This is a genomic window from Catellatospora sp. IY07-71 (genome assembly GCF_018326265.1).
Taxonomy (GTDB): domain Bacteria; phylum Actinomycetota; class Actinomycetes; order Mycobacteriales; family Micromonosporaceae; genus Catellatospora.
In genome coordinates this window covers 6306578-6331566 of sequence record NZ_AP023360.1, presented here as the reverse complement: position 1 = coordinate 6331566, position 24989 = coordinate 6306578, and the positions used below count along the sequence as shown (strand labels likewise).

At 73.5% G+C, this 24989-nt stretch carries 26 protein-coding genes; 12 read left to right on the top strand and 14 right to left on the bottom strand.

Annotated features, from left to right (window positions below; genetic code table 11):
- Window positions 1–173 precede the first annotated feature (173 nt).
- The 4 genes from CS0771_RS28210 (at window position 174) to CS0771_RS28195 (ending at window position 2507) form a co-directional block, all read left to right on the top strand.
- Window positions 174–683, top strand: coding sequence for a flavin reductase family protein (locus CS0771_RS28210; protein WP_244871082.1), 510 nt, complete (start codon window positions 174–176; stop codon window positions 681–683).
- The gene (sodN, locus tag CS0771_RS28205) at window positions 683–1087 is read left to right on the top strand and encodes a superoxide dismutase, Ni (protein ID WP_212843826.1); all 405 of its coding nucleotides are present in this window, start codon (window positions 683–685) and stop codon (window positions 1085–1087) included. Before CS0771_RS28210 ends, sodN begins: the two co-directional genes overlap by 1 nt.
- A gap of 80 nt (window positions 1088–1167) precedes the next feature.
- On the top strand, window positions 1168–1995 hold the full coding sequence (locus CS0771_RS28200) for a HEAT repeat domain-containing protein (protein WP_212843825.1): 828 nt from the start codon (window positions 1168–1170) through the stop codon (window positions 1993–1995).
- A gap of 104 nt (window positions 1996–2099) precedes the next feature.
- A complete protein-coding gene (locus tag CS0771_RS28195) occupies window positions 2100–2507 on the top strand; it encodes a DUF6069 family protein (protein ID WP_212843824.1) in 408 nt (135 codons plus the stop codon).
- A 226-nt stretch (window positions 2508–2733) separates the two neighbouring features.
- Here CS0771_RS28195 and CS0771_RS28190 read toward each other — a convergent pair whose 3' ends face one another.
- From CS0771_RS28190 to CS0771_RS28170, 5 genes are all read right to left on the bottom strand, one after another.
- Complete coding sequence (locus tag CS0771_RS28190) at window positions 2734–3231, bottom strand: NUDIX domain-containing protein (protein ID WP_212843823.1); 498 nt, start codon at window positions 3229–3231, stop codon at window positions 2734–2736.
- Between the two features lie 93 nt (window positions 3232–3324).
- The gene (locus CS0771_RS28185; protein ID WP_212843822.1) at window positions 3325–3705 is read right to left on the bottom strand and encodes a hypothetical protein; all 381 of its coding nucleotides are present in this window, start codon (window positions 3703–3705) and stop codon (window positions 3325–3327) included.
- An 11-nt stretch (window positions 3706–3716) separates the two neighbouring features.
- On the bottom strand, window positions 3717–4568 hold the full coding sequence (locus CS0771_RS28180; protein ID WP_212843821.1) for a hypothetical protein: 852 nt from the start codon (window positions 4566–4568) through the stop codon (window positions 3717–3719).
- Window positions 4565–5320 (bottom strand): MerR family transcriptional regulator, encoded by a 756-nt coding sequence (locus CS0771_RS28175; RefSeq protein WP_212843820.1) that lies wholly within the window; start codon window positions 5318–5320, stop codon window positions 4565–4567. Before CS0771_RS28175 ends, CS0771_RS28180 begins: the two co-directional genes overlap by 4 nt.
- A 90-nt stretch (window positions 5321–5410) precedes the next feature.
- The gene (locus CS0771_RS28170; RefSeq protein ID WP_212843819.1) at window positions 5411–6391 is read right to left on the bottom strand and encodes a DUF2804 domain-containing protein; all 981 of its coding nucleotides are present in this window, start codon (window positions 6389–6391) and stop codon (window positions 5411–5413) included.
- Window positions 6392–6519: 128 nt separating this feature from the next.
- Between CS0771_RS28170 and CS0771_RS28165 the strand changes: the two genes are divergently transcribed.
- Complete coding sequence (locus CS0771_RS28165; protein WP_212843818.1) at window positions 6520–7131, top strand: hypothetical protein; 612 nt, start codon at window positions 6520–6522, stop codon at window positions 7129–7131.
- Here the strand turns inward: CS0771_RS28165 and CS0771_RS28160 are convergent.
- Window positions 7067–8302, bottom strand: coding sequence for an MFS transporter (locus CS0771_RS28160; RefSeq protein ID WP_212843817.1), 1236 nt, complete (start codon window positions 8300–8302; stop codon window positions 7067–7069). The two genes, CS0771_RS28165 and CS0771_RS28160, sit on opposite strands and share 65 nt — an antisense overlap.
- Window positions 8299–9435 carry a GNAT family N-acetyltransferase gene (locus CS0771_RS28155; protein WP_212843816.1) on the bottom strand — a complete coding sequence of 379 codons (1137 nt, stop codon included), beginning with the start codon at window positions 9433–9435 and terminating at the stop codon, window positions 8299–8301. The genes CS0771_RS28160 and CS0771_RS28155 overlap by 4 nt, the downstream gene beginning before the upstream one ends.
- Before the next feature lie 188 nt (window positions 9436–9623).
- On the opposite strand from CS0771_RS28155, the gene CS0771_RS28150 reads away from it, so the two are divergent.
- From CS0771_RS28150 to CS0771_RS28120, 7 genes are all read left to right on the top strand, one after another.
- Window positions 9624–10433: a 2OG-Fe(II) oxygenase gene (locus CS0771_RS28150; protein WP_212843815.1), complete on the top strand. Its 810-nt coding sequence runs from the start codon at window positions 9624–9626 to the stop codon at window positions 10431–10433.
- Between the two features lie 65 nt (window positions 10434–10498).
- Window positions 10499–14797 carry a non-ribosomal peptide synthetase gene (locus CS0771_RS28145; RefSeq protein WP_212843814.1) on the top strand — a complete coding sequence of 1433 codons (4299 nt, stop codon included), beginning with the start codon at window positions 10499–10501 and terminating at the stop codon, window positions 14795–14797.
- A complete protein-coding gene (locus CS0771_RS28140) occupies window positions 14790–15548 on the top strand; it encodes an SDR family oxidoreductase (RefSeq protein WP_212843813.1) in 759 nt (252 codons plus the stop codon). Before CS0771_RS28145 ends, CS0771_RS28140 begins: the two co-directional genes overlap by 8 nt.
- A gap of 38 nt (window positions 15549–15586) precedes the next feature.
- On the top strand, window positions 15587–16360 hold the full coding sequence (locus CS0771_RS28135) for an SDR family NAD(P)-dependent oxidoreductase (protein WP_212843812.1): 774 nt from the start codon (window positions 15587–15589) through the stop codon (window positions 16358–16360).
- A gap of 36 nt (window positions 16361–16396) precedes the next feature.
- Complete coding sequence (locus tag CS0771_RS28130) at window positions 16397–17656, top strand: ATP-grasp domain-containing protein (protein ID WP_244871081.1); 1260 nt, start codon at window positions 16397–16399, stop codon at window positions 17654–17656.
- Entirely contained in the window at window positions 17649–18941 is a 1293-nt protein-coding gene (locus tag CS0771_RS28125) for an ATP-grasp domain-containing protein (protein ID WP_212843811.1), read from the top strand. Before CS0771_RS28130 ends, CS0771_RS28125 begins: the two co-directional genes overlap by 8 nt.
- Before the next feature lie 28 nt (window positions 18942–18969).
- Complete coding sequence (locus CS0771_RS28120) at window positions 18970–19674, top strand: aspartyl/asparaginyl beta-hydroxylase domain-containing protein (RefSeq protein ID WP_212843810.1); 705 nt, start codon at window positions 18970–18972, stop codon at window positions 19672–19674.
- 194 nt (window positions 19675–19868) lie between these two features.
- On the opposite strand, the gene CS0771_RS28115 is transcribed toward CS0771_RS28120, so the two are convergent.
- From CS0771_RS28115 to CS0771_RS28085, 7 genes are all read right to left on the bottom strand, one after another.
- Complete coding sequence (locus CS0771_RS28115; RefSeq protein ID WP_212843809.1) at window positions 19869–20486, bottom strand: DedA family protein; 618 nt, start codon at window positions 20484–20486, stop codon at window positions 19869–19871.
- Between the two features lie 83 nt (window positions 20487–20569).
- Window positions 20570–21070, bottom strand: coding sequence for a GNAT family N-acetyltransferase (locus CS0771_RS28110; RefSeq protein WP_212843808.1), 501 nt, complete (start codon window positions 21068–21070; stop codon window positions 20570–20572).
- A 140-nt stretch (window positions 21071–21210) separates the two neighbouring features.
- Window positions 21211–21879, bottom strand: a complete 669-nt coding sequence (locus CS0771_RS28105) for a TetR/AcrR family transcriptional regulator (RefSeq protein WP_212843807.1) — start codon at window positions 21877–21879, stop codon at window positions 21211–21213.
- A gap of 243 nt (window positions 21880–22122) precedes the next feature.
- Window positions 22123–22557, bottom strand: a complete 435-nt coding sequence (locus CS0771_RS28100; RefSeq protein WP_212843806.1) for an STAS domain-containing protein — start codon at window positions 22555–22557, stop codon at window positions 22123–22125.
- A gap of 219 nt (window positions 22558–22776) precedes the next feature.
- Window positions 22777–23286 (bottom strand): DinB family protein, encoded by a 510-nt coding sequence (locus CS0771_RS28095; RefSeq protein WP_212843805.1) that lies wholly within the window; start codon window positions 23284–23286, stop codon window positions 22777–22779.
- Window positions 23283–24500 carry an RNA polymerase sigma factor gene (locus CS0771_RS28090; protein ID WP_212843804.1) on the bottom strand — a complete coding sequence of 406 codons (1218 nt, stop codon included), beginning with the start codon at window positions 24498–24500 and terminating at the stop codon, window positions 23283–23285. Before CS0771_RS28090 ends, CS0771_RS28095 begins: the two co-directional genes overlap by 4 nt.
- Window positions 24497–24832 carry a YciI family protein gene (locus CS0771_RS28085; RefSeq protein ID WP_212843803.1) on the bottom strand — a complete coding sequence of 112 codons (336 nt, stop codon included), beginning with the start codon at window positions 24830–24832 and terminating at the stop codon, window positions 24497–24499. Before CS0771_RS28085 ends, CS0771_RS28090 begins: the two co-directional genes overlap by 4 nt.
- Window positions 24833–24989 lie beyond the last annotated feature (157 nt).

The window sequence follows — 24989 nt, the reverse complement described above, 5'->3', positions numbered from 1 at the left end:
GCTGCCACCTACCCGCCGCCCGCGCTCGCATACCTCCGATCGGTGGTTCGGCGGTCGCGGGGAAGGCCCCGTAGTGGCAACGAGCAGCCGACGGTCACGTCGCCGTGTTCTCCACGCTGGCGATTCGCGCGGCGGTTGACATCAAGTGCGGTTGAGGTTCTAGCGTCACGGACGTGGATCAGGAAGCTGCCCTGGAGCCGTTGGGCGTGCGGTTCCGGGAGGCGTTCGGCCGCTACCCGACGGGGGTGGCCGTCATCTGCGCGGCCGGGCCGCAGGGGCCCGTCGGGCTGACCGCCTCCAGCGTCGCGTCGGTGTCGCTGACGCCACCGGCGCTGTCGTTCTCCGTCATGGGCACGCGGTCGGCACGGCACCTGCTGACGGCACCGACCCTGGTCGTCAACCTGCTGGGGCCGGCGCACGTCGAGGTGGCCCGGTGCTTCTCCCGTCCGGGCGGACCGCGTTTCACCCCGGACCAGGGCTGGAGCACGCTGCCGACCGGTGAGCCGTTCCTGCCCGGCGCGCCGGCCGCGCTTCGCGTGCGGCCACTGCGGCAGGTCCGGGTCGGCGAGGCGACCGTCGTCATCGCCGGTGTCCTCGACGTCCGCCACGGTCCCGCGGACGGGCAGCTGATCTACCACGCCAGGCAGTTCCACACCTCACCGCTGTCACCGGAGGCAAACTGATGCGACTGTCCCACCTGATCCGCCCGCACGTGGTCGTGAGCGCACACTGCGATCTGCCGTGCGGCGTCTACGACCCGGCGCAGGCCCGGATCGAGGCCGAGTCGATCAAGGCGATCTGCGAGAAGTACCAGGCCAACACCGACCCGGAGTTCCGGACCCGGGCGCTGGTCATCAAGGAGCAGCGGGCCGAGCTGGTCAAGCACCACCTGTGGGTGCTGTGGACCGACTACTTCAAGGCCCCGCACTTCGAGAAGCACCCGAACCTGCACCAGCTGTTCAACGAGGCCACCAAGCTGGCCGGCGCGGGTGGCGCCAAGGGTCAGGCCGACCCGGCCGTCGCCGAGCAGCTGCTGGTGAAGATCGACGAGATCGCGAAGATCTTCTGGGAGACCAAGCAGAGCTGACCTTCAGACCGGACGTCGGGCAGCTCGTCACCGGGCTGCCCGACGTCGTACGCCCGTCGCCCCGGGACTACCGTTGCCGGGTGAACCAGGATCAGCGCGCTCTGAAGGAAGGCGACCTCGACACGCGCGAGGAGCACCTTTACCGGCTCCTCGACCGCGCGAGGGCGGGCGGCGACGAATCCGCGCTGGCGGCGCTGCGCCTGCTCGCCCGCGACTACCGGAACTACCACCGCTCGCTGTACAGCCGGGCGATGAACCAGGCCGATGTCTTCGTCGACGCGTCGCTGGCCGAGCCGTTGCTCGCCGCACTCGCCGACACCCGCTACAACTGCCAGGCCTGGGCGGCGATGGGTTGCGCCGAGCTACGCCTGCGCGCCGCGGTGCCCGGGCTGCTGACGCTGCTGGAGCGCGGCGACTGGATGGGTCAGGAGCAGGCCGTACGCGCGCTGGGCCGGATCGGCGACGAGTCGGTGGTGCCCGCCCTGGCGCCGTTGCTGTGGTCCGAGCCGGAGTGGCTGCGCGAGCGCGCGGCCGACGCCCTGGCCTCCATCGGCGGTGAGGAAGCGCTCACGGCACTGTGGGAGGCGTTCGAACACCGCGGGTACACCCGGATCGGCTACGTCGCGAGCGCGCTGGCGAAGTTCACCCCTGAGATCATCCCGAGACTGCTCGCGGTGGCCGACGACGATGATCCCGACCTGCGGTACTGGGCGGCGATCGCGCTCGGCTCGACCGGTGACGAACAGGTGGTGCCGACGCTGGAGCGCCTGATGGCGCAGGACAAGGGCCGTACGGTGTTCGACGGCTGGGTCAGCGTCGCGGCGAAGAAGGCCCTGCGCACCCAGCGCCGCATTCAGGCCGCGATCGCCGCCCGGCGCGAACCGGAGGATGCGTCAGAACTCCGTTGATTTCGTCTCGGTTGTTTCGGGCGCCGTGTCGATTCGGGCGTGCGCCGTTCGACCTTTGGTGAGAGGCCGGCGACGCGCCGGCCGCCGACGCACCGGAGGACGCCATGACCACCACTGACACCACCACCACGACCATGCGCCTCGGGCGGCTGCTCGCGACGGGCGCCGTCGCCATCGTGATCGCGAGCGCCGCCACGGTCGCCGTCGCCGCCGCCGGCAGCGCCGCCGGGATCAGCCTCGACGTTAGCGGCGCGCCCATCCCGGTCCTGGGGTTCGGCGTACTGACCGCGCTGTTCTCGTTCGTGGGGCTGATCCTCGCCGCGGTGCTGTTCCGGTGGGCGCGGCGCCCGCGGCGAGTCTTCGTCTGGACGACGGTGGTGCTGACCGTGCTGTCACTGGTCCCGGACGTGATCGCGGACGCGGGGGTGGCCACGAAGGCGCTGCTGATTCTCACCCATCTGGTCGCCGCCGCGATCGTTATCCCCGCGGTCGCCCGGCGCCTGCCCGCCTGATCCGGGGCATGGCCGGTCGATCAGGATCTCGGCGGTCGCCGTGGCGCGGGCGGTGCTGCTCACCGCCAAATGGTCGGTGAACCTGGCCGGGCTGCCGCGGACCACCGGCGCCGCCGGTCCCTCGGCCGCGCTGGAACAGGCGGGCTACGCCCTCGTCGGCAGCGGCAACTACTACGCCAAGCAGGGGTGCCCGACCGGTCGCGTGGCGTCCGGCCAGGTCGATGGGTCAGTTCGGCCGGGTGGCGAACCAGCGGGCGGCGACCGCGGCGTGCGTGCTGAACGCGAGCGGGGTGTCCGCCGGGAACACCTCCCAGCCGGCCGACTCGTCGTTGGCGACCGAGGCGGGCAGGTCGGCCGCGTCGCGGGGCGGCAGCAGCCCGAAGACGAGCAGAGTGGTGCCGCTCGGGGCGCTGAGCGTGTCGAACAGGGTGACCTCGGCGGCGTCGGCCCGCACGCCGGTCTCCTCCCACAGCTCCCGCACCACCGCCTCCTGCCAGGACTCGCCGAGGTCGATGAACCCGCCGGGCAGCGCCAGCTCGCCCAGGGCCGGCGGGATGGCGCGGCGTACGCCGAGCAGCCCGTCGCCGACCGGCAGCACGGCGACCGCGACCGGCAGCGGGTTGACGTAGCTGATCTCGCCGCAGCCGGTGCAGTGGCGAGGCCACGACTGGTCGGCGGTGAAGGCGGCTCCGCAGTAGGAGCAGTGCGCGTGACGTACGGCCATGGGGCACACCGTAGCGGTGCGTGACCAACTGCTCGCGACCACCTCGATCGGCGGCGCGCGGACCTGCCGTCCGCGAGCCGCCGCTGGGTTCGGCTAGCGGCCGGCGACCGACTCGGGCAGCGACGCCTCGGCCGGGCCGGGTGACGGCGCACCGCCCGCGTCTTCGGCATCGGAGCCGGAGGCGCGGGCGTCGGCCAGCACGTCCGCGGGCACGTGCCGCTCCAGGAACCGCCGCGCCAGCCGGGTCGACGGGTGGATGGCGACGGTGGCCACCAGGATGATGGCGGCGATCACCAGCCAGCCGGCCGCGCCCCAGCTCAACGCGAGGAAGGTGTACACCGCGGGTGCCCAGACCTTGCCCAGGGTGCCGCTCAGCTCACCCGCGCCCTGGTAGGCGCCGCGCTGGCGCGGGTCCATCAACTCGGCTTCGAAGGACCAGCTCGCCGCCGACAGGTAGAGCTCGGCCCCGGTCACCGTGGGCCGGGTCAGCGGGCAGACGCGGACGCGGGGACCGGGGCGGTGGTCAGCGCCGCATAGGCGCCCGCCGGATCGTCGGCGAAGAAGCGCACCACCCGGACCAGCTCCCGCCTGCCCAGGGGACGGATCGCCTCGACCGCCTCGGACAGCTCGACGATAACGTTGGTCTGGCTGTTCACGGACAGCGCCAGCCGCGCGTCCTCGACCTTGAGCATGCCGGTCTCGTTGTAGTTGCGCTTGTGCTGCACCGCCGTGATCAGCTCGCGGGGGATGCGCAGGTCGAAGAAGGCGCCGTGCCGGATACGCAGCTCGCCGGCGTCGACGACGTGCGGCCGGGTGACGTAGCAGGCGATGACCGCCAGCGCGATCAGGATGCCGTACGCGTCGACGGCCAGGAACACCGCGCGCAGGCCCACGGGCGCGTCGAGCGAGCGCAGCAGGATCTCGACCCCGACCAGCTCCAGCACGCACGCGAACAGGAACCCGGCCATCAGCGGCACCTGCTCCCTGGCGTACGAGAACGCCGCCGCCCCGGCGGGCACGCCGTGCCGGCGTCCGGTGACCCACAGCCCGAGGCTGACCAGGCCCTTGACGTCGAAGCCCATGACCCGGCGCACCGGCATGGGCACCAGCTCCTCGTACGCCCCCCGCAGCGCCGCCTTGCGGCCCAGGCCCTGCCGGCGCAGCCCTCGCCAGACCCGCCACAGCACCGCCGCCTCGAAGACCAGCACGGCAAGGATCAGCAGCTCGGCGGCGGCGAGCACGGGCCGGGGGAGCGCGACGCCGGACACCAGCAGCACGGCGAACACCACCTCCGCCGGGATCACGGCGAACAGCACGGCGCGGGCGGTCTTCATCATGCCTTCGGCTCCTTGAGGGTGGTGATCATCAGGCGCAGCACCTCTGCCTGCGCGGGGGCGAGCTCGTCGGACATCAGGTCCAGCCAGCGGCCGGTCTCGGCGTCGTCGAGGCTGGCCAGCATCGCCGCGGCCATCTCCGCCGGCAGGTGCGCGGCCAGGTCGGCGGCGAGCCCAGCCACGCGCGGGTCGGCCGGGTCGGCGCCGGCGATCGCGTCCATGCGCGCGGTCAGCGCGTGGCCCCGCTCCCGGGCCTCGGGCGTGGTGAGCGGCTGGAACAGGGCCAGCACGTGGTCACGGGCGGCCGGGTCGGCGCCGGTGTCGATCAGCGAGATCATCTCGCGGTCGAGGGCGGCGAACGCGGAACCGGCCGGGTGCAGGTCGCGCAGCGCGTCGGCCAGATCGGGCGCGACGGTCGCGTCGGGGTTCAGCTCCGCACCGGCCAGCAGCGCGGCGAGCCGGGCCCGGCGGGCGGCGATCGCGTCCTGCTGGCGGGCCAGGTCGGCGTCCAGTTCGGTGAGCACCTCGCGCAGCTCGCGGCCCTGGTCGTCGGCGAGCACGTCCCGGATCTCGTCCAGCGACAGGCCCAGCTCGGCCAGGCGGCGCACCCGTGCGAGCAGGACGGCGTCGCGCAGCCGGTACTCCCGGTAGCCGCCGGGGGTCCGGCCGGGCTCGGGCAGCAGCCCCAGGTGGTGGTAGTGGCGCACGGTACGGGTGGTCACCCCGACCAGCGCCGCCAGCTCGCCGATACGCATGACCACATTAAAGACGTTGACGTTACGTCAAGGTCAAGTCCGCCGTCCCAGGTCAGCGCGGGCACCCGCCCGGCGGCGGGGAGGGCTCGGTCACCAGCGGTTGCGGGCCTCCTCCGCCCAGCCGGTGAGGCCGTCGAGGTCGACGCGCTCGCCGCCGTCGGTCTCGGCCCAGCCGGTGAAGTGGCCGAAGCACTGGTGCGTCTCGTTGGCGAGCACACCCAGCTCGGTCCGGGACACCTTCTCGTGGAACGGGTGAAAGTGCGCGTCCACCCGCGTGCCGGTGATCCGCCATGGGCGCAGCCAGTCCGTACGGTCGTAGCTCCACCGCAGCTCGTCGCCGATCTTGTGCAGCCGCCCGGCCACGAACAGCGCGTTCTCGGTGAGCCCGGTGCCGTCGGTCCACCGCCCGCCCAGCTGGATCGCCCGCCCCGGTCCGCTGCCCGCGGCCCAGTTCCAGCGGATGCGGTACGGCCACTTGCCGCGCCCGTGGTCGAGCACCGCGAACGAGTCCCCGGCGCTGATCGCGACGGTCCGGCCCGCGACGGTCAGCGTGCCGTGCACGGGGCGGCCGACGTCCTTGACCGTGTACTGGAACCGGCGCGAACTCCACGGGATGACCACACCCAGCGACTCGTGCCCGTCGGGCAGCGGCATGGTGAGGTCCACCTGGACACCCGGCGCCGTCGCCCGGACGGAGCTGCCGTGCGGGCCCTCCTCGATGTCGATCTCAATCCCGCCGCCGCGCACCGACGTGCGGCCGAGCCCGCTGCGGTCGGCGAACACCGTGCCGCGCGCGAACGGCACGACCGCGTCGGTGTTCAGCTCGCGCCCGGTGGCCCGGTCGAGCACGTACACCCCGTGCACCCCGGCGTAGTCCAGCGACGACGCGACGAGCCCGACGATGTGGCCGGGGGTGACCACGCCCCAGTACTCCCAGCGCTTGGCGCGTCCCCAGCCGCGCAGGTTGCCGAGGTGCAGCGGCCGCCTGCTCCAGCCGACCGCGTCGGGATTCAGCCTGCCGCTGGGCAGGCACAGGTCGACGGGCTCGGTGATCTCTCGCTCGTGCGTCACGCCGGAAGGCTAGCCGCATCCGCGCCTCCTGTGGATCATCCGATCCGCGGGCGGAGCCGCCCAGGTCGGCGAGAGCGAGGGAGCGGACCGGATCGCACCGGCTGCGGCGGCGACCTAGCATGGGCGCCGTGCGGATCATCTTCGATGAGCTGATGCCGGTGAGTTACGGCCAGTTCTACGTGAACAGCGACGATGACTTCCTCGACCTGCCCGCGGCGTTCGCCGGCCAGGAGAACGGGCTGTGCGGTGCCGCCGTGGCGGGCGGATTGTTCCTGATCACCGCGACCCATACCGGCCAGGTCCGGCTCAGAATCGAGCTGCTCGACGCCGAACCCGCCCCGGCGGAAGCCGTGTGGGAGGAGGTCGTCGAGGCGCCGTTCGTGCCCGACGGCGACGGTGTGTGGCTGCAGTCCTGGGGCGGCGACGACGGCTGGGAGCTCGACCTCGGCGGGCATGCCGCCTACCGGGTGCGCTACTGCGCCACCGACATGGCCCGGTGCCGTGAGGTGGAACGGACCGACTACGACCAGCCCGCCCGCGATCGGTACCTCATGCAGTTCTGGCCGGTGGGCGACGAGGCGTCCCGTCCGGACGCCGTCCTGCGCCAGACCTCCGCCCAAGCCGCGTACTGGCACGGGTTCGCCCGTGAGCAGCCGCCGGAAGCCCCGCCGAGGTCTACGCCGCCGCCCGCCAGCCGCGCAGGCGGCCCGGCAGCAGCACCGCGGCCGACACCGCGCTGAGCCCCGCCAGCGCCCACCACAGCGCGGTGGGCATCCCGGTGAGCAGGGAGGTGGCCAGCAGCGGCGACAGCGCCGTCGCGCCGCCCACGAAGAACTGGTTGAAGGCCAGGTAGGAGCCCTTCTGCCGGTCCGGGGGCAGGCCGGTCAGCATGACCAGGGCGGCCTGGGAGACGGCCAGTTCGCCCAGCGTGTAGACGGCGATGCCGCCGACCAGCAGGGCGACCTGCAGCTGCGGACCGGCCCCGTCGGCGAGCAGCAGCGCGGCGTACAGCGCGGCGTACGACAGCCCGCCGAGGGCGAGCACGACCGCGGGACGGAACCCGTCCAGCACCCGGCTGACCGGCAGCTGGAGCAGTGCCAGCAGGGCGGTGTTGACGGCGAACAGCAGACCGATCGTCCAGGACGGCATCGCCAGCTCGCGCAGCACGAACACCGGCATGCCGGTCTCCACGGCGAGCGCGGCCGTCAGCAGCACCGCGTTGGCGGTCGCGACGCGGATGAACGCGACGTCGCCCCACGGAGGGGCGGGGCGGCTGCGGGTGGGCCCGGCCGGTGCCGGTCCGGGCGGGGTGACGGCCCGGGTGCTGAAGTAGAGCGCGGCGGTCAGGGCCATGCCCGCCGCGTACACCGCGCCGAGGGCCACGAAGCCTGACGTCGTGTCCACGATGAACACGCCCGCGATGAGCGCGCCGAGGCCCATGCCCGCGTTGAACACCACCCGCGACAGGGCCAGCCACCGGCTGGACTGGCCGGGCGGGGCCAGGCGCAGGGCGAGCAGCGGGGCGGCGGCGTTGTCGGCCCGGTTGCCCAGGGCGAGCAGGAAGCTGAAGACCGCCAGCGGGACCACGCCCGGCAGGGCGATGAAGCCGAGGAAGCACAGGCCGCGCAGCACCGACGACGCGACGAGGACCGGCCGCGGCCCGACGCGGTCCACGAGGCGGCCGACGGCGAGCAGGCCCGGCAGCACCGCGAGCGCGGTGACGGTCAGCACGACGCCGACCGTGCGCAGCGGCACACCGGACAGCTCCGTGTAGAACAGCAGGCTGAACGGGTAGAAGAAGCCCATGCCGAGGGCGTTGGCGAAACCGGCGGCGCCGTACAGCGCGACGCCCGGCCCGCGGGGGAGCACCGGGGCGCGTTCGGCGGCCTTGGCGGTGTCGAGCAGGGTCATGCCGGTGCTCCTTGCCGTTGGCCGGAGAGGAACAGCAGGTGGCAGCGCTGTTCCGTGGACGTGCAGCCGCGGGATCGTTTGGTGTCGGCGCTGCCAAGTCCGTAGTGGATGGCGCGCACGCCGGCGGCGGCCGCCTCCTCGACGAGGCGGTAGTAGAGCAGCTCGAAGTACAGCGGGGCGCCGGTGCGCTGCTGGTAGGCGTAGTCGTAGCCGGTCTGCCGGGCGTACCAGGTGTCGTGGTGGCGCAGGATCAGGGCGAAGCCGCGGACTTCGCCCTCGGCGCGGGCCACCATCGCGAACGCGTCGCCGCCGAAGCCGTCGCGCAGCTGCCGGAGCAGGGGCAGCAGCTGTGGCGGACGCAGGTCGATGCCGTACTTGGCCAGCAGCCCGGATTCCAGCTCGGCGAACCGGTCGAGATCGGACTGTGCGAGGGCCTCGGCGGTCACCGTGACGTCGGCGGCCTGGATACGCCTGCGGTCGGCGGTGACGGCCTGGCGGCGTTTGCGGGGCAGCGCGGCCAGGTAGCCGTCGAAGCCGTCCGGCGGCACCCGCAGTGAGCAGTACTCCCCGGTGGTGAAGTGCCGGTAGCCGCGCCGGGTGAGCACGTCGGCCAGGGCGCGGTCGTGCTCGTCGAGGTAGAGGTAGCAGACGGTCGCGGCCTGTGCCCGGCGGCCGAGCTCCTCCGCGGCGGCGGCCAGCGCCGTGACGTCGGCCGGGGTGGCGTCGGGCCCGCACAGCATCCGGGTGCTGCCGGTGTGCCGGCCGCCGGCGAGCAGGGTGGGCATGAGCTGCTCGGTCGGCTCGCCGGGCAGCCCGGCCAGGAACTCGGCGGCCCCGGGCAGCTGGGACTTCGCGGCAAGCCGGAGCAGGACGTCCGGCCGGCCCAGGGCCCACGGCACGGCGGCGGTCGCGGTCGCGGTGGCCAGGCAGGCGACCGGCCTGCCCGCGCGCTCGGTCCACAGGTACGCCATCGGCACGCCCGCGGTGGCCTCGACCACGTCGAGCCAGCGGCAGGTGAGCCAGAAGTCGCCGGGCCCGGTCAGCGCGTCCCAGGCGGCGCGGGGCAGGTCGGCTGCGTGATGGACCATCCGCACGCCGTCGGGCAGCACGATGGTCTCCACTCGGGTCTGCACTGGCCACACCTTCCGGCTCGGAACGTATCGGTGAATTCAAGTCATTGACAGGGTGCTGACGGCTGGGCTTACTATGTCCACGCTTGATGATATACCGAACCACGACGTTTCATCGAGGGCCGATCGACTGCCGGCTCGCCGCGACGATGCGGCGCGGCGAACCTCCACTTGCGACGGGGATGAGTGCCATGTCTGCTACCGAGACCATCGTCAGGACCGCGACGAACGTCATCGCCACCGAACTGACCACCGAGACGCTGCTGGCGCTGGCGGGCCGGGAGATCGGCGCCATCCACGTCAAGGGCTACTACCCGGTCGCCATCGCCGCCGAGGTGGCGCAGAAGGCGATCGACCACCCCGCGCTCGGGCACTACCACAAGCAGTACACGAGCAGCGTCGGCCGCGTGTACATGCCGCACATCGACACCAAGTGGGACCCGGAGCTGACCGCGAAGTACCACGACGCCGCGCTGCCCGCCATCGCCGACGTCCGCTCGATGTTCCACCCCTACCTGGCGCCCGTGGACAAGGTGCGCCTGGACCTGCAGGAGCTGTGGCCGGCGGGGGCGAACCTGCTGCGGCTGCGGGGCCGGGCCTGCTTCGTCGGCGCCTTCCGCGTCTTCCAGCCGTCGACGTCCGAGTTCTACCCGCACAACGACGCCATCGACCAGGAGACCGACGCCCCGGAGATCGAGGGCGTCCTGAACCAGCTGGTCGCCAACATCTACCTCCAGGTCCCCGAAGAGGGCGGCGACCTGCACCTGTGGCTGCGTGAACCGACCGCCGCGGAGACCGAGATCATCCTCGACGTGGAGGGCCTGGACCCGAAGTCCGTCGAGGAGCCGGTCCACGTGATCCACCCGGAGGCCGGCGACCTCATCATCTTCAGCCCCCGCATGCTGCACGCGGTGACGCCCGGACAGGGCACCCACCGCGTCGGCGCGGCCGCGTTCATCGCGTCGAAGGGCCCGGCGGAACCGCTCGTGTTCTGGAGCTGAACCAGCCACCGGCAGCTCATTCGCCGGACCGGTACTTCGCGAGTCGACACGCAGAGGAATGCCGCATGCTCACGGGGCTGCTTCGCGCGCACGCACAGGCTCATCCGGACCGCACCGCCGTGGTCGCCGGACCTGGGCGGGTCACCTACCGAGAACTCGACGACCGCGTCACCGGGACCGCCGGGCTGCTGCACGAGCACGGCATCGGGCCCGGCCGCCTCGTCGGCGTCTATCTGGACCGGACCCCGGACACCGTCGTGGCCATGCTCGCCGCGCTCCGGGCCGGCGCCGCCTACACCGTCGTCGACCCGACCGAGCCGGTCGGCGAGAGCGCGGCCCGGCTCGCCGCGGCCCGCCCCGACGTCGTGCTGGCCGCGCCCCGCCACGCCGGTGAGTTCGCCGGCCTCGGCCTGCCCGTGACCCAGCCGCCGGCCGGGCCGCACCCGCGGGCCGGTGCCGCACCGGCCGTCGCAGCCGGCGAGCACGATCCGGCGTACGTGCTCTACACGTCGGGCTCCACGGGCGTGCCCAAGGGCGTGGTGGTCTCCCACGCCAACATCCGCCACTACACCGAGTCGCTGCTCGACCGGCTCGCCATCACCGAGCCGCTCGCCTACGCCCACGTCACCACGCTCGCCGCGGACCTCGGCAACACCTGCGTGTTCCTGGCCCTGTGGACCGGCGGCACGCTGCACCTGGTCGACGACGCGACGCGGCGCGATCCCCAGGCGCTGCGCCGCTACCTGCGCGACGAACGCATCGACGTGCTGAAGACGACGCCGTCGCACTGGGCCGCGGTGCTGCCGGGCTTCGACGACGATCCGCAGGCCGGACCCGCCCTGCGCCTGCTCGTCCTCGGCGGTGAACTGCTCAGCCTGCCGCTCGCCCGGCGCGTGCTCGCCTCCGGCGCGGCCCGGAAGCTGATCAACCACTACGGTCCCACGGAGACGACCGTGGGCGTCGCCTGCCACGTGCTCGACGGCCCGGCGCAGGTCGACGGCCTCGGCGACGCGGCGTCCGTGCCGATCGGCCGGCCGCTGGGCGCCAACCGGCTGTTCGTACGGACCGCCGACGGGCAGTTCCGGGAGCGCGACGCCACCGGGGAGCTGTACGTGGCGGGGCCCTCGGTCGCCCTCGGCTACCGTGGCGACGCCGCCGCGACCGCCGCCGCCTTCACCGGCGACCTCGAACAGGCCCACCCCGGGCTGGGGCGCGCCTACCGCACCGGCGACCGGGTGCGCGTCGACGCCGACGGCGTGCTGGAGTTCCTCGGCCGGGGCGACCGGCAGGTCAAGATCAAGGGGTACCGGGTCGAGCTGGGCCACGTGGAGAACGGGCTGCGCCGCCTGCCCGCCGTCGCCGACGCGGTCGTCGTGCACCGCGCCGACCGCCGCCCGGCCCTGGTCGCCGCCGTCGTCACGAACACCCGCCGCCACGGCCCCCAGCCCGACCTGCACCGGCAGGTGCGCCGGCTCCTGCCGCCGTACCTGGTCCCCGACCGGATCGAGTTCTTCGACGCGTTTCCGCGCAACGACAACGGCAAGACCGACCACGGCACCCTGCGCGAACTGATCGAGACGCGGCTCGCGCGCGCCGCCGCCCCGCCCGCGACGGCACCCGCCGACCCCGTCCTCGCCGACGTCCGTGCCGCCTGGCAGCGGGCGCTGGGCCACCAGGCGTTCGGCGCCGACGACGACTTCACCGCCGCCGGCGGCAACTCGATCGACGCCATCACGGTGATCGGCAACCTGCAGGCCCGGGGCTACGCCGTCTCGGCCGCGGCGTTCCTGGCCGCGCCCACCCCGGCGGCGCTCGCCGCCCGGCTGCGCGCGGCGGCGCACCGCGACGCGCCCGGCCCGGACCGGCCGCCCGCGGCGGATGACGGCACTGCGCTGTCCCCGGCCCAGTCCTGGTTCTTCGCCCAGGACTTCGCCCAGCCGGACCGGTGGAGTCAGGCACTCCTGCTGGACATCGACGCGGGGGTGCGCGTGCCCGAACTGGCCGCGGCCGTGCGGGACGTGCTGACCATGCATCCCATGCTGCGCACCGCGTTCGGCCCGCACGGCCCCGGCGGCCGGGGCCGCCGCCGCGAGGTGCGCCCACCACGGGACGTGCTCACCAGCACCCCGCTGCCCGCCGGGGACGAGGCCGCGGCCGGGCACATCCAGCAGATCGCCGGGGACCGGCAGGCCGAACTGAGCATCGTGGACGGCACCGTCTTCAAGGCGCACCTGTTCCGCGGCGACACCCAGGCGCACCTGCTGCTGCTGTGCCATCACCTGTCCGTCGACGCCATCTCCTGGCGCATCCTCGTCGACGACCTCAGCCGCTGCTACGACGAGCGCTCCCGCGGCGGCGAGCCCCGCCTGCGCCAGAGCCAGCCCGGGTTCGGCGCATGGGCCACCCACCTGCGCGACAACGCCGACCGGCTGCGCCCGGACCTGGCGTACTGGGACGGCCTCGACCGGTTCCCGGCGTACCCCGCCACCGCCGCCGACGGCGGCAACCTCGAACAGGACGCGCAGGCGGTGTGGTTCGGGCTGACCCCGGCCGAGACCGACGCGATGACCAGCACGGCCGCGAACCGGGCCGGCGGCGCGGCGCCACACGTGATGCTGCTCGGCGCGCTGGCCCACGCCCTGGCGGAACTGCACGGCACCGACGAGGTCGTGCTGGACGTCGAGAGCCACGGCCGTGCCGTGCTCGACGAGACGATCGACCTCGCCCGGACGGTCGGCTGGTTCACCTCCACCTTCCCGGTCCGGCTGGCCGTCACCGCCGGCGACCTGGCCGCCACCACCAAGGCGGCGGCCGCGGCGCTGGACGGCGTGCCCCGGCTCGGCGTCGCCTACGGCCTGCACGGCCTGCCCCGCCGCTCCGACGTGTGCTTCAACTACCTCGGCTCGCTGCCGCTGCCGCACACCGACGACCTGCGGCCGGTGGTGTCCCGCCACGCCGTGGGACCCGTGCGCGGCCCCGGCAACGACCGGGTCCACGGCCTGAAGGTCACCGCCCGGATCAGCGACGGGCGGCTGGTCGTCGACCTGTCGTTCAGCGCCCGCAGGCACGACCCCGAGCGGATGCGTGCCCTCGGCCGCGCCGTGCGGGCCTGCCTGCTGGACGCCTGCGGCCTGCCCGACAGCGCGGCGCCGCTGGTGACCGAGCGGGGATCCAGCACGGGCCTGCTGGTCCAGGTGCCGTCCGCGCTGCTCGGCGAGCCGCCCGCCGCGACGGTCCGGGAGTACCGGCGCGTCCTGCTGACCGGCGCGACCGGGTTCATCGGTGCGCACCTGCTGCACCTGCTGCTCACCCGGACCGAAGCGCGGATCACCTGCCTGGTGCGGGAGAAGGCGGGCACGACCCCGCTGCAGCGCCTGCGCGACGCGTACGCGTGGCACATCCCGGGTGAAGGGCTCGACCGGCCTGGCGGCCGCATCGAGGTGCTGGCCGCGGACCTGTCCCAGCCCGGCCTCGGGCTCGCCCCCGCCGAGCACGCCCGGCTGAGCCGCGAGGTCGAGGCGATCTACCACCTGGCCGCCGACACCCGGCTGTTCGGCGAGCACGACACCTTCGCCGCGCACAACGTCGCCTCGGTCCGCGCGCTGGTTCGCCTCGCGACCACCGGCCGCCCGAAGGACCTGCACCACGTGTCGACCCTTGCGGTGTGCGGCAGCGGATCCGACGGCGACCCGGCCGTGTTCTCCGAGGACACCCTCGACGTCGGCCAGCGCTTCCTGAACGAGTACGAGCGCAGCAAGTACGACGCCGAACGGGTCGTCAGGGACTTCGCCGCGCACGGCGGCGCCGCGTTCGTGTACCGGACGGGCAACGTCACCGGGCACTCGGTCACCGGCCGCTTCCAGCGCAACGGCGGCGACAGCCGGCTGGTGCAGCTGCTGCGCGCCTGCGTACACCTCGGACGGGTGCCCCGCCTGGGGTCGCAGACCGTGGCCCTGAGCCCGGTGGACGTCGTCGCCGCCGGCATCCTGGAGATCTCGCGCTGCGCCCGGATCCCCGGCGGCACGTTCCACGTCGACACGGCCCACCACGTCCGCTACGCCGACGTGTTCGCCGCCCTGCGGGACCTGGGCTGCGAGCTGGACGAGACCGACGCGCCCGGGTTCGCCGACCTGTTCGAGCCGCACCTGTCCGGCGGCGACCCCGCGGTGCTGCTCGCACACTTCTGGGCCGGGCGTCCCGAGCGCAACGTCCGGTACGACCACTCCCGTACCCGGCGCACGCTCGCCGCGCTGGGCGTGGAGTTCCCCGTGCTGACCCGCGCCTGGCTGGTCAGGCACCTCGACGGACTGCAGCGGCAGGGCGAGCTCGTCCCGCCCGCACGGACAGGAGCAGCACATGGCTGACGGACGTATCGCCGTCGTGACCGGGGCGTCCTCCGGCATCGGCCGCGCGGTCGCCGAGCACCTCGCCCGGGCCGGCGCCCGCGTGGTGGCGGCCGGCCGCAACGCCGACGAGCTCGGCAGGCTCGCCGACGAGCTCGCCGCGGCGCCCGGCGAGATCGTCACCGCCGCCGGGGACATGACCGAGCCCGGGTACGCCCAAGGGCTGCTCGCCACCGCGGAGCGGACCTGGGGACCGGCGACGGTGTTCGTGCTGTCGGCCGGTCAGGGCCTGCCCGGCACCGTGCTGGGTTCGGACCCCGCCCGGTGGCGGGAGCTGGTCGAGACCAACTACCTCGCCGTGCTGCACCAGCTGCGGGCCGGCGGGGCGGAGTTCGCCAGACAGGCCACGGCCGACGGCGGCGGCCAGGCGCGGGACATCGTCGTCATCGGATCGACGGTGGGCCGCCAGGTCTCGGCGGCCAACCCGGTCTACGGTTCGACCAAGTTCGCGCTCCACTCGCTGGTCGAGGCGCTGCGCCAGGAGGTCTGCGCCCACAACGTCCGGGTCACCCTGATCGAGCCCGGGTTCGTCCGCTCCGGCTTCCAGGAGGCGGCCGGTTACGACATGGCGTGGTTCGACCGGATCGCCGAGGAGTGCGGGCCCCTGCTGACACCCGACGACGTCGCCGAGACCGTCGGTTTCGTCATCGACCGGCCCCGGCACGTGCACCTCGACGACATCCGGCTGCGCCCCACCCGGCAACGAGCATGAGCGCCGCGGCCACGCGGCGACCCGAGAAGGAGTGAGCCGTGCAGGATTACTTCAGCAGCCTGTTCTCGCTGAAGGGCCGCCAGGCGGTGGTCACCGGGGGCAGTTCGGGCATCGGCCGGTCGATCGCCGAGGCCCTGTGCCGGGCGGGGGCCGACGTGCTGCTCGTCGCCCGCCGGGAGCAGGCGCTGCGCGAGACCGCCGACGCGCTGCGGGCCGAGGGCGGCAGCGCCGCCTGGCTCAGCGCCGACCTCGGCGACCGTGCCGGTGTGCACCGGCTGGCCGACGAGGTGCTGGCCCGGCACGGCGTGCCGGACATCGTGGTGAACTCCGCCGGCATCAATCTGCGCCCGCCGCTGGACGAGCTGTCCGAGCGCGACTGGGACCTCACCCTGGGGCTCAACCTCGACGCGCCGTTCGTGCTGGGCCAGCGGTTCGGCCCGAAGATGGCCGACCGGGGCTGGGGCCGGATCGTCCACATCGCGTCGCAGCAGGCGATCCGCGCCTTCGGCAACAGCGGCGCGTACGGCGTGTCCAAGGCCGCCCTCGCCGGGCTGACCCGCTCGCAGGCCGAGGCGTGGTCGTCACGCGGAGTGTGCGTGAACGCCATCGCGCCGGGGTTCGTGCACACCCCGCTGAACGAGGCCGTCTTCCGCGATCCGGTCCGCACCGGCGCGATGGCGCGGCGCACCATGGCCGGCCGCAACGGCGAGCTGGGTGACTTCGCCGGGATCGCGGTGTTCCTGGCCGGGGACGCCGCAGCGTACGTGACCGGGCAGACGATCTTCGTCGACGGCGGGTTCTCGGCCACCTGACCTGCCGCCGCAGCGCTTCTTCGAGGAGGGTTCCACTTGTCACCGCCTGGTCCGGTCGTCGTGCTGGTCGACGCGTACACCTCGGGGCAGTACCTGCCGCCCGAGTTCGCCGCCCTCGGCGCGCAGCTGGTGCACGTGCAGAGCAGCGCCGAGCTGATGCCGTCGATGCCCGCGCCCGACCTGAGCGTCTACCGGGCGAACATCGTCCACGAGGACCTCGTCAAGACCGTCGCGCAGCTGGCGCCGTACCGGCCGGTGTGTGTCATGGCGGGCCAGGAGCCGGGTGTGCTGCTGGCCGACGAGCTGGCGGTGGCGCTGGGGCTGCCGGCGAACACGGCGTCGCTGTCACCGGCACGGCGCGACAAGTACCAGATGATCGAGACGCTGCGGGCGGCGGGACTGCACTGCGCCGGCCAGTTCAAGAGCGGCGACGTCGCGGCCCTGGCCGGCTGGGCGCGGCGGAACGGCTACCCGGTGGTGGTCAAACCGCTGCGGTCGGCGGCCGGGGACGGCGTCTTCGTCTGCGCCACGGACGGCGAGGTGCACGCCGCCGCCGAGGCCGTGCTGGCCTCCGAGACGATCTACGGCGAGGGCAACGCGGAGGCCCTGGTCCAGTCCTACCTGCACGGCCCCGAGTACGTCGTCGACATGGTGTCCCACGAGGGCAGGCGCTACCTGTGCGGGGTGTGGCAGTACCACAAGCGCCTGCTCGCCTCGGGCCGCAACATCTACGACCGCGAACATCTGCTGCACCCCGACGAGCGGCCGGTGCCGCAGCTCGCGGCGTACGTGGAGCAGGCCCTCGACGCCCTCGGCGTCCGGTACGGCCCCTCCCACGCAGAAGTGATCATGACACCGGACGGGCCGGCGCTCGTCGAGGTCGGCTGCCGGATCGCCGGGAACATGCATCCGGGCTTCCACGACCGGTGCGCGGGCGGCAACCAGGCCGGCCTGACCGCCCTGGCCTGGCTGCGGCCGGAACGCTTCCTGCGCGACTACGCCGGACGCCGGTACGGCAAACGCTGCGAGGCGGTCTGCTGCACCACCTCCACCACCCTCGACGGCATCGTCGACCACATCGGCCAGGATGCCGTCGCGCAGATCGCCGCGCTGGAGACCGTGCACCGGTTCGACCTCAAACTCGCCCCCGGCGACCGGATCCGCCCCACCGTCGACCTCTACTCCAGCACGATGCGCATCTTCATGTGCGGTGCCGACATGGCCGCCATCGACCGCGATTACCAGCGGATCGGCGTGCTCAAGGACCGCGTCTACCGGATCAGCGAGAGTGAGTAGCCTGGTGAACACCGTCGCCGTCGCCGTAGTCCCGCGCTCGGCCATCCGACCCGCCGACCTGGCCAAGGCCGCGGCCGCGTGCGGGCACGCACCCGTGTTCGTGGCCGCGGCGGGCGGCCTCGACGCAGCGGAGAAAGCGGAGTACGCCGCGCTCGGACCGGTCCTGGAGGTCGACCCTGAGCGGCCCGGCGACCTGCTCGCACAGCTGCGCCGACACCGCCCCGTGGCGATCACGACGTTCAGCGAGGGCATGGTCCCGACGACCGGGGAGCTGGCCGCAGGACTGGGGTTGCCCTATCACGACCGGGACACCGTCGCCGCGCTGACCGACAAGTACGTGCAGCGGCGGCGGCTGGCCGAGCACGGCGTCGACACGGTGTGGTCGGCCGTGGCCACCAGCCGCCAGGAGGTTCTCGACGCGCTCGCGAACCGGCCCGGTCCGCTGGTGGTCAAGCCGAGGCGCAGCCAGAGCAGCCGCGACACCTTCCTCGTGGCGACGGCCGAGGACCTGCCCGCCGAGGTCGCGCCGAGCGCCGAGCGGCCGTTCGTCGTCGAGGAGTTCCTGGTCGGCATCGGCGGCGAGGGCATCGGCGACTACGTCTCCGTGGAATCGCTCGTCGTGGGCGGCGAACCCTCGACGATCGGCGTCACGGGCAAGTTCCCCCTGCTCACGCCGTTTCGTGAGCAGGGCCAGTTCTTTCCCGCGCGCCTGTCGCCGGACGTCCGCGCGGCGTGCGCTCGCCTGGCCGATGCCGCGGTACGGGCCCTGGGCATCCGGCGCGGGCTGGTGCACACCGAGCTCAAGCTCACGGCGGCCGGGCCGAGGATCATCGAGGTCAACGGCCGGATCGGCGGCTACGTGACCGAGCTGTACGAGCGCGCCACCGGCCTGCGGCTGCTGGAACTCGGCATGGCCGAGACCTGCGGCCGGCCGGTCGCGCTGCCCGAGCCGCGCGACACCGGCCCGGTCCACTTCCAGTTCGGCAACCAGCCGCCACCGGCGGGCGGGGTGCTGCGCGCCTTCCACGGGACCGCGCAGGCGGCCCGGGAGCCGGGGCTTGTCGGCTACGCCGAGTCGGTGGCGCCCGGCGCGGAGCTGGCCCCGGGCGTCATGACGTTCTTCCTGGACTTCCTGCGCGGCCAGGCGGCCGACCACCAGGCGATGCTGGCCGTCCTCGACCGCTGCCTCGCCCACCTGCACTACGACATCGAGCACCCCGACGGCACGACGCGCCGCTGGCAGGCCGGCCGTGAGGGCCTGCAGCCTTCGGCCGGCGGCCGGTAAGCCAGATACGAGGAACCGGGAGAGGCACATGAAGGGTTCGCCCAGCGTCAACCAGCCCAGGATCCGCGCGCTGACCAACTGGGTCTTCCTGCGCGCCGCCGGTGGGGAGGACCGACCGGCCGTGCTGTCCCCACCGGACTACTTCCCCGAGGTGCGCGCCCTTGAGGACCGCTTCCCGCAGCTCAAGGCCGAGGTCGACGCGCTGCTCGCCCACCGCGAGATCCCCCGGTACGGCGCGTTCGACCCGGTCCGCGCCGCCCAGGTGTCCGAGGACTGGAAGCTGTACTACGCCTACATGTTCGGCCGGCCCAACGAGCTCGCCCGCACGGAACTGCCCACGCTGCTCGAATTCGCCGAGTCGACGCCCAACGTCGTCAACGCGTTCGTGTCGATCCTCGATCCCGGGGTCCGGCTGCCCTCGCACCGGGATCCGTACGCGGGCATCCTCCGCTACCACCTGGGTGTGCGGATCCCGACCGACAACCCGCCGCGCATCCGGCTCCGCGACGAGTACTACACCTGGTCGGAGGGGAAGGGGGTGGTGCTGGACGTCAACCACGAGCACGAGGTGGTCAACGACAGCGCCCAGGCGCGCGTCATCGTGATCGTCGACTTCCACCGCCCCATGGGCTTCTTCGCCAGCCGGCTCAACCGGCACATGCTGCGCCTGAAGCGCAAGTGGGCCCCGCAGTTCGTCGACGCCGCGCGATACGACGTCATGCACGGCGCCTGACCTCGTGATGGCCGACTCCGGGCAATGGCGGGTATCGGCCACCACCACGGATCGTCCCGACCGCGGGCCAGGCGAACAGTCCCAGCCACCCGCGCCTCGGCACGGGCGCACACCTTTCGCCTGCGTACGCACCATGATCGGGGCAACGGGCAGGCGACCGGGAACGGCGCCCCTCGTCAAGGGTGCGGTGCGGCTCAGTCGTCGGCCGAAGCCGTGCGCGACTGCCGGACCCGGCGCGCGATCATCCAGCCGAGGCCGATCGCGAGCAGGACGAGCACGGCGACGGTGACGGGCCTGCCGTGGCGCTGCACCACGTCCCACCGGTCCGACAGGTGCCAGCCGGCGGTGACGAAGACCGCGTTCCAGATCCCGGCGCCGAGCAGCGTCAGCACGCTGAACCTGAGCAGCGGCATGCGCACCACTCCGGCGGGCAGGGAGACCACGCTGCGCAGCACGGGCACGCACCGGCCGGCGGCCACGATCCAGGAGCCGTGACGAGCGAACAGCTCGCATCCGCGGTCCACGTCGGACGGGCTGGCCAGGATGAACCAGCGCCGCTGCGAGAGCCGGTGCAGCCGGTGGTAACCGAGCCAGGCGCCCAGCGTGTAGAGCACCAGCGCACCCGCGAGCGCACCGAGGGTCGCGGCGGCCCATACGGCGAAGGGATCCATCCGGCCAGCGTGTGCCTGGAACCCGGCCAGCGGCAGGATCACCTCCGACGGGATGGGCGGCACCACGGTCTCCAGCGCGATGAGGACACCGACACCCGGCACCCCGAACCGCTCCACGAACGAGGTGATCCACTCTTCCATCGCCTGAGGTTACCCGCCGGACCAGCGGTTCATGCCCGGCTGCGGGCCCGCGCGCGACACGGACACGGTCCGCCGCGCGGCGGTCACGCCCCCGTCCGGCACGGCGTCAGGTCGCGTACGTAGGTCAGGCCGGGTCGGCCGTCGAGCACGATCTCGGCGGTGGGGGTGAACCCGCTGCGGGCGAGCACCGCCCGCGAACCGGTGTTGTCCAGGGTTGTCACGGCACGCAGGCTGGTCAAGCCGTAGTCGCCGGCGGCCAGCTCGCACACCCGGGCCACCCCGGCCGTGGCCAGCCCGCGCCCGGCGGCGGCGCGGGCGATGCGGTAACCCAGCTCCGCCGCGCCGTCGGCCACGTCGACCAGATTGATCCGGCCCAGCACCGCCCCGCCGGCGTCCACCAGCAGGTGGAAGTGGCACAGCCCCGCATCCTGCTCGGCGAGCAGCGCCGCATGCCGGGCCGCGAATTCCGTGAAGTACGCGTCGCCGCGATCGGGGATCGACGCGGCGAAATACTCCCGGTTCTCCTGCTCGAACATGAGCAGGGCGGCGGCATGGTCAGGGCGCAGGCGCTGAAGGTCGGGCACCGGGGCAGGTTACGCGACGGCGGCGCGGCAGCGCGCGTGGTTAACCTCGGTCCGATCGACGGCCGAACTCCGCATGATCTGGCCTGACGCCGCCGCTGTCGGCGCCGCGTTCTCCTGACGAGCCGGGCCCGGCGCACCGATCACGAAGCAGGACCGTCGGTGAGCAGCCCGGTGAGGAGGGCGCGCAGGGTGCGCTCGAAGAGGTCGCGGTGCGGGACCGCGGTGGCGGGTGCGGTCATCGCCGCGGTCAGGTGGGGGTACGCCGCCGGGTCGACGTGCCCGAAGCCCGGTGCGGGCGTGCCGCTCTGCGCGGCGAACATCGACACGACGCCGGTCAGCATGCCGATGGCCTCGAACTTCGCCATCGTGCCGCACCGGGCCGGGGTCAGGATGCGCAGGCACTCGTCGAAGTAGGAGAGCGTGTTCGGCCCGGGGGACGGCCCGTGCGCGACGGCGTCCCGCAGCCAGGGGTGCCGCCGGTAGAGGTCGAGCTGATGGCGCGCGAGCCGGATCAGCCCGTCGAGCCAGTCGTCGCTGTCCGGCGGGTACGGCCGCAGCTCGCCGACGCACCGGTCGACCATCAGGTCCAGCAGGTCCTCGCGGGAGGACAGGTGCCGGTAGAGCGCCGCGGCCGACATGCCGAGCGCGGCGGCCACGGCACGCATGGACACCGCCTCCAGCCCGCCCGTGTCGGCCAGGCCGACGGCGGCGGCGACGATCGCGTCCCTGCTGTGCGCGGGGGCCGGGCCGCGCCTGCCGCGTTCGGGCCGGGCCCAGATGGACTCACCGCCCGGCGTTGTGTGATCCACCGACCCACTATAAACTGCGAACAGCGTTCATCGTTTTAGGGCCGGGGGAGACACGGCATGGCAGGGATCACGGCCCGGCGTGCTTCGCCGCGCACAACGAGGCCCTGGCCCAGGTCATCCCCGGCGCCCGTACGCTGCGGCTGCCGCGCGCCCGGCACGACGCCATCGCGATCGCGCCCGCCCGGCTGGTCGACCCGATCGCCGAGTTCCTGGCCGCCCCGGAGGCCGCCGCCCGCTGACCGCCTACGCCGACGGGTGGCGCCTGGCCCTGGCCCGCCCGGCCTGCGTACGCGGCCGCAGGCACCCGTACCCCGCCTCGGTGAACCGGCGCGGCTCCTCGTCCCACCAGTCCTCGTCGGGGGACTCCGTGGCCAGCAGCACCTCCGCGCCCGCGGCGTGGATGGCCGCGCGCACCGCGGCGGGCGGCCGGGCGATGCACAGCTCGACCCCGTGCCGCAGCGCCGCGGCGCGGAACATGGTCAGCGTCGCGATCCCGGCCACGTCGATCGCCTCGACCTCGGCCAGATCCACGGTGAGCCGGTCGGACTCGAACCGTTCGAGCGCCACCGCGATCGCCTTGCCGAGCAGGTGGGCGGTCGTCGCGTCGAGCCAGCCGCGCACCGTCAGGTAGAGGCCCGACGGCGCCGCGTACAGGCGCAGGTCCAGTGACTCGCTCATCGCCGCCGCTCCAATGAGGGGGATGGGTGACAGGTGGCTCTCCTTGTTGCCCCCGGACGCTGCCGCCAAACCTCCCCCCGGTAACGGCTGTGTAACGTCCCCTGAACGACCCCTACCCGGCACTCCGGGACGTCCCCGATGAAGTGCGGCTCCGCCGCCCGCGACAGGGGAAACCGTGTCCGAACGGGAACGCGCCGCGCCCATCGCCCGGCGCCACCGTCAGGACTGGACCAGCCACCGCCGCCCGTCGATGAGCTCGCGCGCCGCGTCGAGGTGCCCGGCGTGGCAGGCCGTCTCCGTGATCACGTGCAGCAGGATCTCGCGCAGGTCACCGAGCCGCCAGTCGCCGAACTGCCCGTCCGGCCACCACGCGGGCGGCGCGTCGGCGCGCAGCGTGCGCACCGCCGCGTCGGCCAGCTCGATCTGCCGCCGGTATGCGTCCAGCACCGCCTGCGCGGGCACGCCGTCGCCGACCTGCCAGGCGTCGTCCGTCTCCGGCAGCGCGGCGATCGCCGCCGGATCGCCGTCCGCCACGGCACGGAACCAGAACAGCTCCACGTCGTGCGTCAGGTGCTGGATCAGGCCGAGGCAGCTCCACCCGGACGGCAGCACCGGGCGGCGCAGCTCGGCGTCGGACAATCCGTCCACGATGCCCAGCACGTGCCGCCGCTGCCCGTGCAGGCACGCCAGCAACGTCTCGATCTCGGTGTCGACCGGGGCGACGGTCATCGGTCCTCCTGGGACAGCTCGATGGCGCGCTCCAGCAGCGCCAGGCGTTCCGGCTCGCTGTGGGCGAGCGCGGCGGCCTCCCGGAACAGCGCGGCGGCGCGGCCGGGGTCGCCGCCGCGCGCGGTGAGCTCGGCCTCGGCCGCGACCGCGTACGGGTCGCCGTCCAGCGCCCCGTCCGCGCGCGCTCGGGCCAGCAGGGCCAGCCCGGCGGCCGGGCCGTACGCGTATCCGTGCGCCACGGCCCGGTTCAGCTCGATCACCGGGTCCGGCTCGTCCTGCGCGAGCGCGTCGTAGCAGGCGGCGATCCGGACCCAGTCGGTGCTCTCGACGGACGCGGCCGTCGCGTGGCAGGCGGCGATGCGGGCCTGCAGCGCGTACGGCCCGTCCGCCCGTACCCGATCCAGGATCGCCACCGCCTCGGCGACGGCATCCCGGTCCCAGCGGCCGCGGTCCTGCCGGTCCAGGCTGAGCAGCCGCCCGTCGGCGTCCCGCCGGGCCGCCCGGCGCGAATGGTGCAGCAGGAACAGCGCCAGCAGCGCGGCCGGCTCCGGCTCGGCGGGCATGAGCTCGTGCACCAGCCGGGCCAGCCGCACCGCCTCGTCGGCGAACGCCGGCTCGCCGCCCGGGTCGTAACCGCGCGTGAACAGCAGATACAGCACCGCGAGCACGCCCGGCAGCCGCTCGGCCAGGGCCGCGCCGCGCGGCACCCGATACGGGATGCGGGCCTGGGCGATCTTCGTCTTCGCGCGGGTCAGCCGCCGGGTCATGGTCGCCTCGCTCACCCGGAACAGCCGGGCCACGTCGGCGGTCGGCACCCCGCAGACGGTCCGCAGCGTCAGCGCCACCTGCGCCTCCGGCGCCAGCGCCGGGTGGCAGCAGGTGAAGACGAGCCGCAGCCGGTCGTCCACCACATCCTCCTGTGCGGCCGCGGGTGGGCTGAAGTCGGTGAGCATCGCCAGCTCGCGCAGCTTGCGCTGCTCGACCGTGGCCCGGCGCAGCACGTCCACCGCCCGGTTGCGGGCCGTGGTCATCAGCCAGCCGCCCGGGTTGCCCGGCACCCCGTCGGCCGGCCAGCGCTCCACCGCTGCGGCCAGCGCGTCCTGGGCGCAGTCCTCGGCCAGCGTCCAGTCGCCGGTCACCCGGATGAGGGCGGCGACGATGCGCGGGTACGCGTCGAGCGCCGCCTCGGCGACCGCGGGATGTGCTGCCGTCACTGCTCGAAGTCCGCCAGCGGGCGCAGCTCCAGCCGCCCGCCCCGGGCCATCGGGTGGGCGCGCGCGACCTCGATCGCCTCATCCAGGTCGGCGCATTCGAGCAGGTCGAAGCCGACGATGACCTCCCGCGTCTCGGCGAACGGGCCGTCGGTCACCAGCAGCCGCCCGTTGCGCACCCGCACGGTGGTGGCCGCCGACTTCGGCGCGAGCTGATTGCCGAACACCCGGCGCCCGGCCGCGTCGTTCTCCGCCACCCACACGTCGATGTCGGGCTCGTTCTCCCGATCGGTGTCCGGCTCCAAATCGGTGCACACCAGCATCATGTACTTCATCATCGCCTCCTTGATCGTCCTGATCCCACCATGGTGACGAACGACCGACCCGATTCCGGACACCCCCAACGAAGATCTTTTCCCCTGATCCGCCAACCTCACCCTCTCCCGCGCCGATCTTGCACGGGCTGTGGGTACGACACGCCCTATCCGGACA

Coding starts and splice junctions, on each gene's coding strand:
- sodN (WP_212843826.1), top strand. CDS start 683: ATGCGACTGTCCCACCTGATCCGCCCGCACGTGGTCGTGAGCGCACAC.
- CS0771_RS28195 (WP_212843824.1), top strand. CDS start 2,100: ATGACCACCACTGACACCACCACCACGACCATGCGCCTCGGGCGGCTG.
- CS0771_RS28190 (WP_212843823.1), bottom strand. CDS start 3,231: ATGGCCGTACGTCACGCGCACTGCTCCTACTGCGGAGCCGCCTTCACC.
- CS0771_RS28180 (WP_212843821.1), bottom strand. CDS start 4,568: ATGATGAAGACCGCCCGCGCCGTGCTGTTCGCCGTGATCCCGGCGGAG.
- CS0771_RS28175 (WP_212843820.1), bottom strand. CDS start 5,320: ATGCGTATCGGCGAGCTGGCGGCGCTGGTCGGGGTGACCACCCGTACC.
- CS0771_RS28160 (WP_212843817.1), bottom strand. CDS start 8,302: ATGACCCTGCTCGACACCGCCAAGGCCGCCGAACGCGCCCCGGTGCTC.
- CS0771_RS28150 (WP_212843815.1), top strand. CDS start 9,624: ATGTCTGCTACCGAGACCATCGTCAGGACCGCGACGAACGTCATCGCC.
- CS0771_RS28145 (WP_212843814.1), top strand. CDS start 10,499: ATGCTCACGGGGCTGCTTCGCGCGCACGCACAGGCTCATCCGGACCGC.
- CS0771_RS28140 (WP_212843813.1), top strand. CDS start 14,790: ATGGCTGACGGACGTATCGCCGTCGTGACCGGGGCGTCCTCCGGCATC.
- CS0771_RS28120 (WP_212843810.1), top strand. CDS start 18,970: ATGAAGGGTTCGCCCAGCGTCAACCAGCCCAGGATCCGCGCGCTGACC.
- CS0771_RS28115 (WP_212843809.1), bottom strand. CDS start 20,486: ATGGAAGAGTGGATCACCTCGTTCGTGGAGCGGTTCGGGGTGCCGGGT.
- CS0771_RS28100 (WP_212843806.1), bottom strand. CDS start 22,557: ATGAGCGAGTCACTGGACCTGCGCCTGTACGCGGCGCCGTCGGGCCTC.
- CS0771_RS28095 (WP_212843805.1), bottom strand. CDS start 23,286: ATGACCGTCGCCCCGGTCGACACCGAGATCGAGACGTTGCTGGCGTGC.
- CS0771_RS28085 (WP_212843803.1), bottom strand. CDS start 24,832: ATGAAGTACATGATGCTGGTGTGCACCGATTTGGAGCCGGACACCGAT.